General features: G+C 61.6%; 17 protein-coding genes and 1 tRNA gene. 11 read left to right on the top strand and 7 right to left on the bottom strand.

The window, feature by feature from the left end:
* Window positions 1–72 precede the first annotated feature (72 nt).
* Window positions 73–1,890, bottom strand: a complete 1,818-nt coding sequence (gene typA / locus Q7J44_RS08925; RefSeq protein ID WP_304879012.1) for a translational GTPase TypA — start codon at window positions 1,888–1,890, stop codon at window positions 73–75.
* A gap of 79 nt (window positions 1,891–1,969) precedes the next feature.
* Entirely contained in the window at window positions 1,970–2,572 is a 603-nt protein-coding gene (locus Q7J44_RS08930) for a YitT family protein (protein WP_304879014.1), read from the bottom strand.
* A 121-nt stretch (window positions 2,573–2,693) separates the two neighbouring features.
* On the opposite strand from Q7J44_RS08930, the gene Q7J44_RS08935 reads away from it, so the two are divergent.
* Window positions 2,694–3,524 (top strand): FkbM family methyltransferase, encoded by an 831-nt coding sequence (locus Q7J44_RS08935; RefSeq protein ID WP_304879016.1) that lies wholly within the window; start codon window positions 2,694–2,696, stop codon window positions 3,522–3,524.
* Window positions 3,525–3,579: 55 nt separating this feature from the next.
* On the opposite strand, the gene Q7J44_RS08940 is transcribed toward Q7J44_RS08935, so the two are convergent.
* The 4 genes from Q7J44_RS08940 to Q7J44_RS08955 all read right to left on the bottom strand — a co-directional run bounded on the left by Q7J44_RS08940 (window position 3,580) and on the right by Q7J44_RS08955 (window position 6,423).
* Window positions 3,580–4,794 carry an NADP-dependent isocitrate dehydrogenase gene (locus Q7J44_RS08940; protein ID WP_304879018.1) on the bottom strand — a complete coding sequence of 405 codons (1,215 nt, stop codon included), beginning with the start codon at window positions 4,792–4,794 and terminating at the stop codon, window positions 3,580–3,582.
* A 99-nt stretch (window positions 4,795–4,893) separates the two neighbouring features.
* Window positions 4,894–5,496: an HD family hydrolase gene (locus Q7J44_RS08945; RefSeq protein ID WP_304879020.1), complete on the bottom strand. Its 603-nt coding sequence runs from the start codon at window positions 5,494–5,496 to the stop codon at window positions 4,894–4,896.
* A gap of 1 nt (window position 5,497) precedes the next feature.
* Complete coding sequence (locus Q7J44_RS08950; protein ID WP_370692977.1) at window positions 5,498–5,767, bottom strand: hypothetical protein; 270 nt, start codon at window positions 5,765–5,767, stop codon at window positions 5,498–5,500.
* Complete coding sequence (locus Q7J44_RS08955) at window positions 5,764–6,423, bottom strand: alpha/beta hydrolase (protein ID WP_304879021.1); 660 nt, start codon at window positions 6,421–6,423, stop codon at window positions 5,764–5,766. The genes Q7J44_RS08950 and Q7J44_RS08955 overlap by 4 nt, the downstream gene beginning before the upstream one ends.
* 197 nt (window positions 6,424–6,620) lie before the next feature.
* Between Q7J44_RS08955 and Q7J44_RS08960 the strand changes: the two genes are divergently transcribed.
* From Q7J44_RS08960 to Q7J44_RS09000, 9 genes are all read left to right on the top strand, one after another.
* The gene (locus tag Q7J44_RS08960; protein WP_304879023.1) at window positions 6,621–7,094 is read left to right on the top strand and encodes an Rrf2 family transcriptional regulator; all 474 of its coding nucleotides are present in this window, start codon (window positions 6,621–6,623) and stop codon (window positions 7,092–7,094) included.
* On the top strand, window positions 7,091–8,134 hold the full coding sequence (locus Q7J44_RS08965; protein WP_304879025.1) for a cysteine desulfurase family protein: 1,044 nt from the start codon (window positions 7,091–7,093) through the stop codon (window positions 8,132–8,134). The genes Q7J44_RS08960 and Q7J44_RS08965 overlap by 4 nt, the downstream gene beginning before the upstream one ends.
* A 39-nt stretch (window positions 8,135–8,173) precedes the next feature.
* A complete protein-coding gene (gene sufB / locus Q7J44_RS08970) occupies window positions 8,174–9,682 on the top strand; it encodes a Fe-S cluster assembly protein SufB (RefSeq protein WP_304879027.1) in 1,509 nt (502 codons plus the stop codon).
* Between the two features lie 61 nt (window positions 9,683–9,743).
* Window positions 9,744–10,499: a Fe-S cluster assembly ATPase SufC gene (sufC, locus tag Q7J44_RS08975; protein ID WP_304879029.1), complete on the top strand. Its 756-nt coding sequence runs from the start codon at window positions 9,744–9,746 to the stop codon at window positions 10,497–10,499.
* 2 nt (window positions 10,500–10,501) lie between these two features.
* Complete coding sequence (locus Q7J44_RS08980) at window positions 10,502–11,782, top strand: SufD family Fe-S cluster assembly protein (RefSeq protein WP_304879354.1); 1,281 nt, start codon at window positions 10,502–10,504, stop codon at window positions 11,780–11,782.
* Window positions 11,782–12,258 carry a YIP1 family protein gene (locus tag Q7J44_RS08985; protein ID WP_304879031.1) on the top strand — a complete coding sequence of 159 codons (477 nt, stop codon included), beginning with the start codon at window positions 11,782–11,784 and terminating at the stop codon, window positions 12,256–12,258. The genes Q7J44_RS08980 and Q7J44_RS08985 overlap by 1 nt, the downstream gene beginning before the upstream one ends.
* A complete protein-coding gene (locus tag Q7J44_RS08990) occupies window positions 12,259–12,843 on the top strand; it encodes a Yip1 family protein (protein ID WP_304879032.1) in 585 nt (194 codons plus the stop codon).
* On the top strand, window positions 12,840–14,066 hold the full coding sequence (locus tag Q7J44_RS08995) for a cysteine desulfurase (RefSeq protein ID WP_304879033.1): 1,227 nt from the start codon (window positions 12,840–12,842) through the stop codon (window positions 14,064–14,066). Before Q7J44_RS08990 ends, Q7J44_RS08995 begins: the two co-directional genes overlap by 4 nt.
* A 63-nt stretch (window positions 14,067–14,129) precedes the next feature.
* Window positions 14,130–14,206 (top strand) — tRNA-Arg (locus tag Q7J44_RS09000).
* Window positions 14,207–14,313: 107 nt separating this feature from the next.
* On the opposite strand, the gene Q7J44_RS09005 is transcribed toward Q7J44_RS09000, so the two are convergent.
* Entirely contained in the window at window positions 14,314–15,471 is a 1,158-nt protein-coding gene (locus Q7J44_RS09005) for an FAD-binding oxidoreductase (RefSeq protein WP_304879034.1), read from the bottom strand.
* A gap of 96 nt (window positions 15,472–15,567) precedes the next feature.
* On the opposite strand from Q7J44_RS09005, the gene Q7J44_RS09010 reads away from it, so the two are divergent.
* Window positions 15,568–16,362 (top strand): LuxR family transcriptional regulator, encoded by a 795-nt coding sequence (locus Q7J44_RS09010; RefSeq protein ID WP_304879036.1) that lies wholly within the window; start codon window positions 15,568–15,570, stop codon window positions 16,360–16,362.
* Window positions 16,363–16,655 lie beyond the last annotated feature (293 nt).

Here is a 16,655-nt window from a genome sequence, read left to right on the forward strand (position 1 = left end):
CGCGCGTTTTTTATTGCCGGATCTGAAGGGCATCACCCAAAATGAAAACGGCCCCCGAAGGGGCCGCAATCTTCAGGCGCTGCGGCTGTGCCGCTTGCGCTCATGCGGGTCGAGATAGCGTTTGCGCATCCGCACCGATTTCGGCGTCACTTCGACCAGCTCGTCATCGTCGATATAGGCGATGCACTGTTCAAGGCTCAGCTTCACCGGGGTGGTCAGGCGCACGGCTTCATCGGTACCGCTTGCGCGCACGTTGGTCAGCTGCTTGCCCTTCAGCGGGTTCACTTCCAGATCGTTGTCGCGGCTGTGCTCACCAATGATCATGCCGGTGTACACAGGTTCCTGCACGCCGATGAAGAAGTGGCCACGGTCTTCCAGCTTCCACATCGCGTAAGCGACGGAAACACCCGATTCCATTGAAATCAGCACGCCCTGACGCCGGCCTTCGATGGCACCCTTGTGCGGGGCCCAGCCGTGGAACACGCGGTTCAGAACACCTGTGCCGCGCGTATCGGTCATGAACTGGCCGTGATAGCCGATCAGACCGCGCGAGGGCACATGCGCGATGATCCGGGTTTTGCCCGCCCCTGCGGGTTTCATCTCGACCAGATCGCCCCGGCGCGGGCCGGTCAGCTTTTCGATCACCGGGCCGGTGTATTCGTCATCCACATCGATGGTGACTTCTTCAATCGGCTCGCAGCGCACGCCGTCCATCTCTTGCATCAGCACGCGCGGGCGGCTGATTGACAGCTCAAAACCCTCACGGCGCATGTTCTCGATCAGAACACCCATCTGCAATTCGCCACGACCCGCGACTTCAAAAGCGTCGCCGCCCGGGGTGTCGGTGACCTTGATCGCGACGTTGATCTCGGCTTCTTTCATCAGGCGTTCGCGGATCACGCGGGACTGCACCTTGCTGCCTTCTTTGCCAGCAAGGGGGGAATCGTTGATGCCAAAGGTGATCGAGATCGTCGGCGGGTCAATCGGCTGTGCGGGCAGGGCGGTATCGACATCCAGCGCGCAAAGTGTATCGGCCACGGTGGCCTTGGTCATGCCAGCCAGCGTGACAATGTCACCCGCCTCGGCGGCATCAATCGGGGTCATCACCAGACCACGATAGGCGAGGACTTTTGACACGCGGAACTGTTCGATCCGGTCGCCATCGCGGCTCAATGCCTTGATGGTTTTCCCGGCGCGCAGGGTGCCCGATTCTACCCGTCCGGTCAGGATGCGACCGATGAACGGGTCAGCCGACAGCGTGGTCGCCAGCATCTGGAACGGTTCAGCCCGGCGCGCGATCTGCTTTGGCTCCGGCACATGCTTGATCACCAGTTCGTACAGCGCGGACAAGTCCTTGCGCGGCCCGTCGAGTTCGACATCGGCCCAGCCAGAGCGGCCCGAGGCATAAAGCACCGGGAAATCAAGCTGATCGTCATCGGCACCAAGGTTGGCGAACAGGTCGAACACTTCGTTCAGCGCGCGGTCCGGTTCGGCATCGGCCTTGTCGACCTTGTTCAGCACCACAATCGGGCGCAGGCCAAGGGCAAGCGCCTTGGAGGTCACGAATTTGGTCTGCGGCATCGGGCCTTCGGCCGCGTCCACCAGCAGTACCACACCATCGACCATCGACAGGATGCGTTCCACCTCGCCGCCGAAATCGGCGTGGCCGGGGGTGTCAACGATGTTGATGCGCGCGCCGCCCCATTCCAGCGAGGTGCACTTCGCCAGAATGGTGATCCCGCGCTCACGCTCGATATCGTTGCTGTCCATGGCGCGTTCAGCGACGGCCTGGTTGTCGCGGAAAGACCCCGACTGTTTCAGAAGCTCGTCGACGAGCGTGGTTTTGCCATGGTCAACGTGTGCGATGATGGCAATGTTGCGAAGCTCCATCGGGAGGGGTCTCTTTCAATAGGGTCTGATGATTGTTGGGCAGCCCTTACAGGGTTTCACCCTGATTGGCCAGTGCCGATCATGTGGCGACGTAACGGTCACGGCGATGGTTGATGGCGATGATCAGATTAAGCACCACCGCACCCAGCAAGGACCACAAAACAACGGCCAGCGGGAACAGGAACAGCGCGACCGTGAAGATCACCGCATCGGCGCACAACTGCACATATCCGGCGCGGAACCCGGTCTTGTCCTGCACGATCAGCGCCACCACCCCCAGCCCGCCAAGCGAGCCGTTGTGGCGGAAGATCACCAGCAGGCCCACCCCGGTCAACGCGCCAAAGATGATGGCGGCCAGCGGGGTCGACAGGTGGGCGAAGGAAATATGGTCGGGGATGATCAGCGTCAGCGCCGACAGCGCGGTGACAGAGATCAGCGATTTGGCGGTGAACTGCGGCCCCAGCCGCATATAGGCCAGGATGTAGAACGGCAGGTTGACCACAAAGAACACCACCCCAAAGCTCCACCCAGTCAGGTAAGAGATGATCACCGCAATCCCCGCCGTCTGCCCGGTGATCAGCCCGGCATGGGTCAGGAACTGCAGGGCAACGGCACAGAGGAAGACGCCAAGCGCAAAGCCTTGGGCATCTTCGGTCAGGGTATGTCGGGAGGCGTCTTTCATGGCCGCGAAACTATGGCAGACATGCTGACCAGTCCAGCCCTTTTCCTGCCATAGATTGGCCCCGATGGTCTTGTTTCTTAAGACAAGCATCAAATGGGCTGAAAAACAGGCGAGGCAGATCATGCAGGCAAAACGCGTATTGGAAATTGTGTCCACCACTCTGGCCGATGCCGCGCCGGATCAGGCGGCGGCGCTGTCGGCCAGACTGGATCAGATGATCCGGCTGACGGAAGAGTCGCTGCATCTGCAACGGGTGGCGCTGCTGGAGGCGGGCCATATCCTGCGCTTTCATGCCGGGCTGACGCCCGTTGCGCTGTCCTTGCCCGAGGCGCAGGACGACTATGTGCAGCGCATCATCCTGCGGACCCGCCAGTTTTATGAGGCGCGGCTTTTGGCCACCGTTCAGGGCCTTGGGCTGATCAAACCCGGTGCCACGGTCTGCGACATTGGCGCCAATATCGGCAATGCGGCGGTGTTCTTCGGCAAGGTGCTGGGGGCAGCCCGCGTGGTGGCGTTCGAGCCGCTGCCGCAGGCCTACAGCACGCTGCGCCGTAATCTGGATCTGAACGGCCTCACCGATGCGCTGGCCTATCGCTGCATGGTGGGGGCGCAGTCAGGGCGCGGCGATATCGCCCGCTTCAACCCGCGCAACATCGGTGCCACCAGCTTTATCCCGATGCCCGAAGGCCCGGTGCCGATGGTGGCGCTCGATGATCTGATCGAGGCGGAAGAGCTGGATGGGCTGTCCTTCCTCAAGATCGATGTCGAAGGCATGCATCTGGAGGTGCTGCAGGGCGCAAAACAGGTGATTGCCGCCCACAAACCCGCAATCTGGGTCGCGCTGACCGATGCCGGCAGCGATTATGCCGCCTGCGCCGGTTTGCTGGAGCCGCTGGGGTACAAGGCCACACCGATTGGCCCGAACGACTTTGTTTTCGCGCAGACCGCATGAAAAAAATCCGGGGGGCTGTGCACCCCCCGGACCGATTCCGTCTGACCGTAAGACCTTAGCCCTTGAGCGCGCGGTTCAGGTAGTCATCCACCTTTTCCAGATAGCCCATGGTCGTCAGCCATTTCTGATCGGGGCCGACCAGCAGCGCCAGATCCTTGGTCATGTGGCCATCTTCCACCGCATCCACGGTGACCTTTTCCAGCGTGGCGGCAAAGCGGGCCAGCTGATCGTTGTTGTCCAGCTTGGCGCGGTGCTTGAGGCCCCCGGTCCAGGCAAAGATCGACGCGACCGAGTTGGTGCTGGTCTGCTGACCCTTCTGGTGCTGGCGGTAGTGGCGGGTGACGGTGCCATGCGCCGCCTCTGCCTCCACCACCTGACCATCGGGCGTCATCAGAACGCTCGTCATCAGACCCAGCGAGCCAAAGCCCTGCGCCACAGTGTCAGACTGCACATCGCCGTCATAGTTCTTGCAGGCCCAGACATACCCGCCCGACCATTTCATGGCGCTCGCCACCATATCGTCGATCAGGCGGTGTTCGTAATGGATGCCTGCGGCTTTGAATTTATCCTCAAATTCCTCGGCGTAAACCTTTGCAAACAGATCCTTGAACCGGCCGTCATAGGCTTTCAGAATGGTGTTCTTGGTTGACAGATACACCGGCCAGCCCTTCAGCAAGCCGTAGTTCAGCGACGACCGCGCAAAGTCGATGATGCTGTCATCAAGGTTGTACATGCCCATGTAAACGCCCGACGACGGGGCCGAATACACGTCACGCTCAATCACCGTGCCGTCGTCGCCGACGAATTTCATCGTCAGCTTGCCGGGGCCGGGGAAGCGGAAATCGGTGGCGCGGTACTGGTCGCCAAAGGCGTGGCGGCCGACCACAATCGGCTGGGTCCAGCCCGGCACCAGACGCGGCACATTCTTGCAGATGATCGGTTCGCGGAAGATCACGCCGCCAAGGATGTTGCGGATGGTGCCGTTGGGCGAGCGCCACATCTGTTTCAGCCCGAACTCCTCAACCCGCTGCTCATCGGGGGTGATGGTCGCGCATTTGACGCCAACGCCGTATTGCTTGATGGCTTCGGCGGCATCAATGGTGATCTGGTCGTTGGTGCGATCCCGCTCTTCGATGCCCAGATCGTAATATTTCAGGTCTATATCCAGATAGGGCAGGATCAGCTTTTGCTTGATGAAATCCCAGATGATCCGGGTCATTTCATCGCCGTCGAGTTCGACAACGGGGTTTGCCACCTTGATTTTGGTCATGATCGCCCTTTCGGTGTGGGTTGAGGTTGCCGCGTCTATAGCGCAAATCCGGCCCGCAGGGAAGCATTGTATGCAATTGCATACCGAAAATGCAGGATATCAGGAAAAGAACGGCGCGGCCCTTGCCTTGACCCAGTCCCACAACCCCGGTGCCCCACGGGCGATCTTGGTGCCCACGCGGGTTTCCAGCTGATCGGCGGTGACGTTATACGTCGTCCACGTCCCGCCACCCGACATCAGGTTGGCCATCACCGGCTGTACCCGGTCAAGGCTTTTGGCGAAGATGGCGTCGGGGGTCTCGGCCGCTTCGAACTCTTCCCACAGCGCGCGAAGATCGTGGCGTAAGTCACTGGGCAGAAGTCCGAAAATGCGGTCGGCGGCCTGCGCCTCTGCCGCCATCGTGTCCACCGATCCATGCGCCAACCCCCCCGCCGAATGGATCGGCACATCGCCCACGTCGATTTCCACCAGATCATGGATCAGCAGCATGCGGATCACCCGGTTGATATCGACGTTCGCAGCGGCCTGATCGGCCAGCACCAGCGCATAAAGCGCCAGATGCCAGGAATGTTCGCCTGAATTTTCCACCCGCGACCCGTCAACCAGCGTGGTCGCCCGCAGCACCGATTTCAGCCGGTCCGCCTCATTCAGAAAGGCGAACTGCGCCGCCAGCCGGGCAGAAGGGGTGCCCGCGCCGTCCACGTCAGTGCCCGCCCTTTTCCGCCTCACGCGGGGCGTCGGGCAGCTTGGCCCCGGCCCGTTTGGCGGCCAGGGCCTTTTCCAGAAATTCGCGCCCGCGCTTTTCGGCCAGCCGGATGCGGATCGAGGTCATGAATGCCTCTTGCAGGGTGGGCGAGGATGCGCCCACCACCTTGGCGACCTGTTCAAAGAAATAGGGATCATCCAGATCGACCGACCCTGCCAGCACATCGCGGGCAAGGCCATCGGCCAATTCCTGGACAAAATCGCTCACCGCGAAACCTCACCCAGACGGCGGCGGACATAATCCGACACGGTCCCGATCATCGGCTTCATATGGGCCTCTTCATCCTTGAAGAAGTGGTCGGCACCATCAACCTCTGTATGGGTGATGGTGATGCCCTTCTGCTCATGCAGCTTGCCCACCAGGGTTTTCGTGTCTTTCGGCGGGGCCACCTTGTCGGCGGACCCGTTGATGATCAGACCCGAAGACGGGCAGGGCGCGAGGAAGGAAAAATCATACAGGTTCGCAGGCGGGGCCACCGAGATGAATCCGGTGATTTCCGGCCGCCGCATCAGCAGTTGCATCCCGATCCATGCACCAAAGCTGAACCCGGCCACCCAGCAATGCTTGGCATTCTGGTTCATCGACTGCAGATAATCCAGCGCGCTCGCCGCATCGGACAATTCGCCAATGCCCTGATCGTATTCGCCTTGGCTTCGCCCGACACCGCGGAAGTTGAACCGCAGCACCGTAAAGCCCAGATTGTAAAACGCGTAGTGCAGGTTATACACCACCTTGTTGTTCATCGTGCCGCCATAGGCAGGATGCGGATGCAAGACGATGGCGATGGGGGCGTCACGGTCCTTTTGCGGGTGGTATCGGCCTTCAAGTCGGCCCTCTGGGCCTGCGAAGATCACTTCGGGCATGTGTTTCCTGCCTGTCTTTCCCGCGAGCGATTTCTTGACGATTCCGCTCGGCATATCTAGAACCGTTCTAAAGCATGACGTGTCAACATGTGACGGGGCCAGCCCACGGGTCGAATTCAGGTAATGGCCCCTGTGTGCGGCGTCAATCCATATGGGGCCATTTGCGGGCGGTATTTCCGCCATTCAGGGGTAAGAACATGAAACTCTCGACCAAAGGGCGCTATGCGATGGTCGCATTGGCCGATCTGGCACTGATGGAGGCGAAGGCAAAGTCGGGCGAGCTGGTCTCGCTGGCGGCGATTGCCAAGCGGCAGGATATCTCTTTGCCCTATCTGGAGCAGCTGTTCGTCAAGCTGCGCCGCGCCAAGCTGGTCGAGGCGGTGCGCGGTCCGGGCGGCGGCTACAAACTCGCGCGCCCCCCGGCCGAGATCAGGGTGTCCGAGGTGATGGAGGCGGTTGAGGAAACCGTCGATGCGATGCACACCGGGGCAGGGGCGTCGGGTGGCGTGTCGGGGTCGCGGGCGCAAAGCCTGACCAACCGGCTGTGGGAGGGGCTTTCGGCCAACGTCTATGTGTTTTTGCACCAGACCCGGCTGTCGGATGTGATCCGCAATGAAATGCGGCCCTGTCCGGCGGTGCCGGCGCTGTTCCGCGTGGTGGATGAAGAATGACCCGGCTGTATCTGGACTGGAACGCCACCACGCCGCTGCGCGATGAGGCCCGGGCGGCGATGATCGCGGCGATGGATCTGGTCGGCAACCCATCGAGCGTGCATGCCGAAGGCCGCGCCGCGAAAGCGTTGATCGAAAAATCCCGCGCGCAGATTGCGGCGGCCTTGGGGGCGGATGGGGCGGATATCGTGTTTACCTCGGGGGCGACCGAAGCTGCGGCCCTTGCTTCGGCGGGCCGCGATCTGGCCTGCTCGGAAGTCGAGCACGATGCGGTGCTGGCCTGGTGCGAACCGCTGCTGCCGGTCGATGCGGCGGGCCGGATCGAGGCGAATGTGCCGCGCGAATCCGCCATGCAGCTGGCCAATTCTGAAACCGGCATAATGCAGACCCTGCCACAGGGCCTTGCGCTGTCAGACCTGACGCAGGCCTTTGGCAAGGTGCCGATGGCCTTCAACTGGCTGGGCTGTGACATGGGGATGGTGTCAGCGCATAAGCTGGGCGGGCCAAAGGGCGTCGGCGCGCTGGTGATCCGGCAGGGGCTGGAGACTCACGCCCAGATGCGCGGCGGCGGGCAGGAAATGGGCCGCAGGGCAGGGACCGAAAACCTGATCGGCATCGCAGGCTTTGCCGCAGCGGCAGAGGCGGCGGCGCGCGATCTGGCCAACGGGGTCTGGGACGAGGTGGCTGAAATTAGAAATATTCTAGATTCAGCATTGTCCGCCTTGGCGAAGAATACTATTTCAGTCGGGAAAGAGGTGTCGCGCCTGCCCAATACCCTGTGCCTGATCGCACCGGGCTGGAAGGGCGAGACGCAGGTGATGGCGATGGATCTGGCGGGATTTGCCGTTTCGGCAGGGTCTGCATGTTCCAGCGGCAAGGTGCGTGCCAGCCGCGTGCTGCGGGCAATGGGCTATGAGGACGGGTTGGCCGCACAGGCGATCCGCATCTCGATCGGCCCCGGCATTTCGCGCGACGATGTGTTGCGCTTTGCCGATGTCTGGGCCGCCGCTTATGCAAGGGCGCAGACACGCGCCGCATGAAATACGGGTCGCAAGGCCCTGAGGAAAAGGAAAAGTCCGATGGACGGTGTTGAAGTAGAAGTGCGTGACGGTGTGGACCGCGAAACGATTGAAACCGTGGCGGCCATGTCTGGCAAATACAAACACGGCTGGGAAACCGACATCGAGATGGACTATGCCCCCAAGGGCCTGTCCGAAGACATCGTGCGCCTGATTTCCGCGAAAAACGAAGAACCGCAGTGGATGCTGGACTGGCGGCTGGATGCTTACCGGCGCTGGGTCAAGATGGTCGAGCCGACCTGGGCGATGGTCAGCTACCCCAAAATTGACTATCAGGATCAGTATTACTACGCCAAACCCAAAAGCATGGCCGTCAAACCCAAATCGCTGGATGAGGTGGACCCGAAGCTGCTGGCCACCTATGCCAAGCTGGGCATCCCGCTGAAAGAGCAGGCGCTGCTGGCGGGGGTTGAGGCCCCTGAAGGCGAACGTCAGGTGGCGGTGGATGCGGTGTTCGATTCCGTGTCACTGGGCACCACGTTCAAGAAGGAACTGGCGAAAGCCGGGGTGATCTTCTGCTCGATTTCCGAGGCGGTTCGTGAGCATCCGGAGCTGGTTCAGAAATACATCGGCTCGGTCGTGCCCCCCACCGACAACTTCTTCGCCACCCTGAATTCTGCCGTGTTCTCCGACGGGTCTTTCGTCTACATCCCGCCGGGCACCCGCTGCCCGATGGAGCTGTCGACCTATTTCCGGATCAACGCCGAAAACACCGGCCAGTTTGAACGCACGCTGATCATCTGTGACCGGGGGGCCTATGTGTCCTACCTCGAAGGCTGCACCGCGCCCAAGCGCGACATTCCGCAGCTGCACGCAGCCGTGGTGGAAATCGTGATTCTGGAAGATGCCGAGGTCAAATACTCGACCGTTCAGAACTGGTATCCGGGCGACGAGAATGGCGTGGGCGGCATCTACAACTTCGTCACCAAACGCGCCGATTGCCGCGAGGCGCGGGCCAAGGTGATGTGGACGCAGGTGGAAACCGGCTCGGCGATCACGTGGAAATACCCGTCCTGCATCCTGCGCGGCGACGACAGCCAAGGCGAATTCTATTCCATCGCCATCGCCAACAACGCACAGCAGGCCGATACCGGCACCAAGATGATCCACCTGGGCAAGCGCACCAAATCGCGCATCGTGTCCAAGGGCATTTCCGCGGGCCGCGCGCAGAACACCTATCGCGGTCTGGTGTCGATGCACCCGCGCGCCACCGACAGCCGCAATTACACCCAATGCGACAGCCTGCTGATCGGCGACAAATGCGGCGCGCATACGGTGCCCTATATCGAGGTCAAGAACAATTCGAGCCGGGTGGAGCATGAGGCGACCACATCCAAGGTGGACGAGGATCAGCTGTTCTATTGCCGCTCACGTGGGATGGATGAGGAAGAGGCGGTCGCCCTCGTGGTGAACGGTTTCTGCAAGGATGTGCTGCAGGCGCTGCCGATGGAATTTGCCATGGAAGCACAGGCGCTGGTGGCGATCTCGCTCGAAGGCTCGGTCGGCTGACGCCGCAAATATAAATTGGGCGTCGCGTGGCGCCGCTTCAGAAGTCTAGAAAGCCGAAAAAATGTTGAATATCAAAAACCTGCACGTTAAACTTGAAGAAGAAGACAAGGTGATCCTGAACGGCGTCGACCTGACCATCGGGGCAGGCGAGGTGCATGCCATCATGGGGCCGAACGGCTCTGGCAAGTCGACCCTGTCCTATGTTCTGGCCGGGCGTGAAGGCTATACCGTCACCGATGGCAGCGCTGTGCTGGAAGGCGCCGAACTGCTGGACATGGAACCGGAAGAGCGCGCGGCGGCGGGCCTTTTCCTGGCGTTTCAATATCCGGTCGAAATTCCCGGCGTTGGCAACATGACCTTTCTGCGGACGGCGGTGAACGCACAGCGCAAGGCGCGCGGCGAGGAGGAGCTGTCGGCCGGCGATTTCCTGAAAATCGTGCGGGCCAAGGCGAAAACCTTGCAGATCGACGCGGAAATGTTGAAGCGCCCGGTCAATGTGGGCTTTTCGGGCGGCGAGAAAAAGCGCAACGAGATCCTGCAGATGGCGATGCTGGAACCCAAGATGTGCATTCTTGATGAAACCGACTCTGGCCTTGATGTCGATGCGATGAAGCTGGTGGCCGAAGGCGTGAACGCGCTGCGGGGTACCGGCCGGTCGTTCCTTGTTATCACGCATTATCAACGGCTTCTGGACCATATCAAACCTGATGTCGTGCATATTATGGCTGGCGGTCGCATCATCAAATCCGGCGGGCCGGAACTGGCGCTGGAGGTCGAGAACAACGGCTACGCTGACCTGCTGGCGGAGGCGAAGTAATGCTGGCGCAAGCGAAAACCGACGCGCTGACGGCGCGCACGGCGGCGCTGACCGCCGGGGGCAACGGCTGGCTGGGCGCTGCCCGGCGCGACGCCGTGGCGCGGCTGAACGCGATGGGCATGCCGGGCAAGCGTGATGAATACTGGCGCTACACCGATCCCATCAGCCTGACCTCTGCCGAACCCACCCCGGCGGCGCTGTTTGACGCAAGGGATGAGGCCCCGGCCTTTGACGGCATCGACGCGGTGAAGCTGGTGTTTGTCGATGGTGTGTTTGACGCGACCCAATCAGACGACCCAAAGCTGGCGGGGGTAGAGATCACCCATCTGGGCCAAGCGGGGGACGTTGATATCCACTGGGCGCGCGATGTATATGGTGTGCTGGAAACCCGGGGACAAAACCCGGTGCAGCGCCCCTTGGCCACGCTGAACACCGCCTATGCGACGCAAGGCTTCCTGATCCGCGCGACCGCAAAGGCGGCGAAGCCAATTTCAATGATTTATCATCATAAATCAACGACATCCGACGCGCTTTTGCACCATTGCATCAAGCTGGAAAACGGGGCAGAGCTGACCATTCTGGAAAGCGGCCCCGCCGCCGCCCGCGCCACCGCGGTGATGGAGGTTGAGGTCGCCGATGGGGCCCGCTTTCACCACATCCGCGCGCAGGGCCGTGACCATGAATTGCGCACCGCAACGCATGTGTTTTCGCGTGTGGGGGCAGGGGCGCTGTTCAAGTCCTTTACCCTGACCGCCAACGGCTGCCTGACCCGGAACGAGCAGATCGTCGAACTGGTAGGCAATGATGGCGTGGCGCATGTGGCCGGTGCTGCGGTGGGCGATGGCACCTTCCACCACGATGATACAGTGTTCATGACGCATGAGGGCCTGCGTTGCGAAAGCCGTCAGGTGTTCAAAAAGGTGCTGATGAACGGTGCCGTCGGCGTGTTTCAGGGCAAGATCCTCGTCAAACAGGGCGCGCAGAAAACCGATGGCTATCAGATCAGCCAGAGCCTGCTGCTCGACGGTGACAGCCAGTTTCTGGCCAAGCCGGAGCTGGAAATCTACGCCGATGATGTGAAGTGCAGCCACGGCAGCACCTCGGGCGCGATTGACGACACGGCGCTGTTCTACCTGCAATCGCGCGGCGTGCCCAAGCGGATGGCGCAAAGCCTGCTGGTGCTGGCCTTTCTGGCCGAAGCCATTGGCGAGATTGAAGATGAAGCCATCGCCGAAGACATCCGCACCCGTCTGGAAGGCTGGCTGCAACGCCATGAACACTGATGTCGATCACCACCGACATTGTTGAATCGTGGCGGCGTCCGCGCGTTGTGGTGCGCCGTCACCTTGCGCGCGGGCAGTCGGAACCCTTTGCCTTCAGCCTGCTGGTGGCGTTTCTGGTGTTGGCCTTTGTGGCGCAATGGCCCGGTGCGTCGCGCGCCGCGTTTGCCGATGGCAATACGCCGGTGGCCCCGCGACTGCTTGCCATCGCGTTGGCGCTGTTGGCAACGATTCCGCTGTGGTACGGTCTGGCGGCGGCAAGCCGTTTGGTGGCGCGGGTGTTCGGGGGCAGGGGTAGCTGGTATGGCGCGCGGATTGCGCTGTTCTGGTCCCTGGTGGCGATCACGCCGCTGATGCTGCTGCAAGGCATGGTCTCGGGTCTGATCGGCCCCGGTCCGGGGCTGACGGCGGTGGGCATTCTTGCGGCAGCCGGGTTTGTGATATTCTGGGCGCTGGCCCTGATCGAAGTGGAACGCTGAATGGACCTGTCGCTGTCATCCTTGCTGTCGCTGGCGCGCTATACCGTGCAGAACCCGCGCGAAGGCGCGCGGATGGTGATGGGGGCCAATCTGCCGATCAGCGCGCGCTGGGTGGCGCTGGCGCTGATGGCGGTCACCTCGGCCATTCTGGCGCATCTGGCCTTCGCGCTGATGCCGGCCGATGTGCGCCTTGCCATGGACGGCGCGATGTCGAGCCCGCTGACCAGTGCTGTCATGCAGGGCGGGCTGATGCTGATTGCGGTCTTCGTCATCCATTACGTTGGCCGCTGGCGCGGGGGCACGGGCCGGTTTGACGATGCGCTGATCCTGATGATCTGGCTGCAGTTCATCCTGCTGATCCTGCAGGTGGTGCAGATCGTGACCCAGGTACTGCTGCCGCCGGCATCTGTGCTGGTGGGCTATGTGTCGATTGGCATTTTCCTGTGGCTGCTCAGCAACTTCGTGGCCGAACTTCACGGGTTTTCTTCAGTGCTGCTGACATTCTTCGGGGTACTGGTGACGCTGATCGCCATCGGCTTTATCCTCGCGCTGTTCCTGATCCCGTTCATCGGGCCAGTGGCATGACGGCGCTTGATGTCGCACAGATCCGCGCCGATTTTCCGATCCTGTCACGGCAGGTCAACGGCAAGCCGCTGGTGTACCTTGACAACGGGGCCTCGGCGCAGAAGCCGCAGTGTGTGATCGATGCGGTGACCACGGCTTATTCCATGGAATATGCCAATGTTCACCGGGGCTTGCACTACCTTTCCAACCTTGCCACCGACAAGTATGAAGCGGTGCGCGGCACCATCGCGCGCTTTCTGAACGCCGGGTCAGAGGATGAAATTGTCTTCACCACCGGCACGACGGAAGCGATCAACCTGATCTCCTATGCCTGGGCCGCGCCCCGGTTTGAACCGGGGGATGAGGTGGTGCTGAGCATCATGGAGCATCACGCCAATATCGTGCCCTGGCATTTCCTGCGCGAACGGCAGGGCGTGGTGCTGAAATGGGTCGAGTGCGATGCCAACGGCGATCTGGACCCGCAGGCGGTGATCGATGCCATCGGGCCGCGCACGAAACTGGTGGCGATCACCCAGATGTCGAACGTGCTGGGCACTGTGGTGGATGTCGCCAGCATCTGTGCGGCTGCGCGCGCGCGAGGGGTGGCAACGCTGGTCGACGGCTCGCAATCGGCGGTGCATATGCCGGTGGATGTGCAGGCCATGGGCTGCGATTTCTTTGCCATCACCGGACATAAGTTATACGGGCCAAGCGGTTCCGGCGCGATCTTCATCCGCGGTGACAGGATGGCAGAGATGCGTCCGTTCCTTGGTGGCGGTGACATGATCCGCGAGGTCGGGCGCGATATGGTCAGCTATAACGACGCGCCGATGAAGTTTGAGGCGGGCACGCCGGGCATTGTGCAGCAGACCGGGCTTGGCGTGGCGCTGACCTATCTGATGGACATCGGGATGGACCGGATTGCCGCACATGAACGGCAGTTGCGCGATTATGCGCAAACCCGGCTGTCGGGGCTGAACTGGCTGAACATTCAGGGCAATTCGGCGGGCAAAGGCGCGATTTTCAGCTTCACGCTGCAAGGTGCCGCCCATGCGCATGACATATCCACCATCCTCGACAAACGCGGCATTGCGGTGCGCGCGGGCACCCATTGCGCCATGCCGCTGATGACCCATATGGGCGTGGGGGCCACGTGCCGCGCGTCTTTCGCGATGTACAACACGCAAGCCGAGGTTGATGCGCTGGTCAACGCGCTGGAGTTCTGCCACGAGATTTTCGGCTGACGTGCCGCGTGGCATTCCTTTCCCGTTGCAGGGCCGCGCCAAGGCCGCTATAGAACCCCGCAGGCACCCATAGCTCAGCTGGATAGAGCGTTGCCCTCCGAAGGCAAAGGTCGCACGTTCGAATCGTGCTGGGTGCACCAAACCTCATAAGTTCAGCGTTGCAGGGGGCTTAATGGCCCGGTCTTGCCTTTAATGTCTCATTAACCGATAATGCATATTATGTAATATGCTCGCACTGGCAGACGCCTTAAACCACGGCCAGTTCACGAAACGCCCGGCCTTCGATCATCCGCCCTACGGAAAGATCGCTCAGGTCAATCGTCTGCCAGCTCCCCGTGAGGATGTGTTCGGCAATGCCGCGCCCCACGGCGGGTGCCTGTTGCAGACCGTGGCCGGAGAAGCCGTTGCACAGCATCAGGTTCGGCACCTCTGGGTGCGGACCCAGAATCGCGTTCTGATCCAGCGTGTTATAGGCGTAATGGCCGACCCAGTGCCGGATGACCTTGACCGCATCAAAGCCCGGTGCGCGGGCGTAGAGCTGTTCCCAGATCGCCTCTTCGAACAGATGCAGGTCCGGCTCGAAATCATCCGCCGCGCATGGGCCGTCATTTTGCGGCACGGTGGCGGTGATCCAGTGGTTCTGTTCGGGCCGCAGGTAGAACCCGGCATCGACCAGCAAGGGCGCATCCGGGTGGCGGGCGTTGGGTGCGTCGATCACAAAGACCGTGCGTTTGCGTGGCTCTACCGCCAGCGGCAGACCCGCCATCCGGCAGACATCGGCCGCGCGGGTGCCGGCGGCGTTCACCGCGAAACGGCAGGCCACCACGCCTGCCCGCTCCAGCACCACGCCTGCCACCTGCCCGCCTGCCATCTGCAACCCGGTCACCTGGTCGGTGACAAAGCGCGCGCCTTGCGCCTTGGCCTGTGCGCGAAAGCCTGACATCAGGCCCATGTTGTCAAACCAGCCCTCTCCCGTCGCGCCAAAGCTGCCGGCGGTCAGATCACCGACCTCCAGCCACGGATAGCGCGCCTTGATCTGGTCTGGCGTCCACACTTGCGTGGCGGCACCATGGGCGCGCTGCATCTGCGCCACGTTGTGCAGGGTCGCAGCGCCTTCGTCGGTCTGGGCAAGAAACAGATAGCCCTGTTCCTTCAGCCCCAGATCCAGCCCCATCCGCGCCTTGAACGCGCGGATGAACCCGATGCCAAAGCGCGAAATCTCGACGTTGACCGCCGTGGTGAACTGCTGCCGGATCGAGGCCACCGACAGCGCGGTCGAGGCATGGGCGAATGTCGGGTCCTGTTCGACCACCAGCACATCCAGACCGGGTTGCAGAACCGTCAGCCAATAGGCAACCGACGCCCCCATCACGGCTCCGCCGATGACAACCACATCTGCCTGCATCATTTGCCCTTTTCAGAATCACAGAAGTTTGACCAGACGGCCAGTGCGGGTTAGAACAATACTCAGGGATAAGGACAAGGCCATCAGGGGGGCCCGATGGGGAAAAGCGCAACGGCGGTTCTGCCGCTGATTTCACGTATGGCCGAAGCCGCAACGGTGGAAGAGGTCTGGGGCATTGCGACCGGATTTTTCACCAAACTCGGCTTTGCGCGGGCGAATTACGGATTCACCCGGTTTTTGTACATGCGCAATGTGGGCGACCCGGATGATGCGATTTTCCTGACCACCGGCGATGCCGATTATGCGCGGTTCTATTTTCAGAACGGCTTTTATGCCCGCACCCCGGTTTATCGCTGGGCGGTGTCGAATGTCGGGTCCTGCACCTGGAAATGGGTGAAGGAGGCGTTCGAAGCCGGGCAGCTCACGCCCGAGGAAATGGACGCCGTGCGCCAGAATGCCGCGATCGGCATTGTGGCGGGGGTTTCCATCAGCTTTCCCGAAGCAACGACCCGGTCCAAGGGCGCGCTGGGTCTGATCGCCGACCCCGGCATCAGCCCTGATCAGGTCGAGGCGATCTGGGAGCGGCACCGCGATGAGGTGCTGGCGGTTGCCCATCTGATGCACCTCAAGATCATCACCCTGCCCCAGCCGACCGCCAAGCGCAGCCTGACGGAACGCCAGCGTCAGGCGCTGGAATGGGTGGCCGATGGCAAGACCACGCAGGATGTCGCCATGCTGATGGCGGTATCGCCGGCCATGGTGGAAAAGCACCTGCGGCTGGCGCGCGAATCGCTGCAGGTCGAAACCACCACCCAAGCCGTTGCAAAGGCTTCACTTTTGAACATGATTTTCCAGAGGGTTCCCAAGGCCCCGATGGTAGGGAAATCCTGACTTACGCTGCGTCAGCTTTCAACGCATTGTGATGAAGTTCCGTGAGTGGTCGCCTTCGGGCAATGGAACGGTCAGCGGCAGGCAATGCATTTTCATTGATCTTCCGCTGGCCTCGGTATCGGCCGAAGGGATCCCCAGTCCCTTGGGTTTTAACTCTGTTGATCGCGTCAATTACGGGCGCAACCTGCAGACTGTTCCGCCTGGCACCCTGTTCTTATCCCCATAGGTGCGGTGTTGGCAAAGGGCGGTGCGTTCCTTCGGGGGCGCACCGTTTCTTTTTGTCCGGCGTCAGC

This window comes from Pseudotabrizicola sp. (genome assembly GCF_030656345.1).
Lineage (GTDB): Bacteria > Pseudomonadota > Alphaproteobacteria > Rhodobacterales > Rhodobacteraceae > Pseudotabrizicola.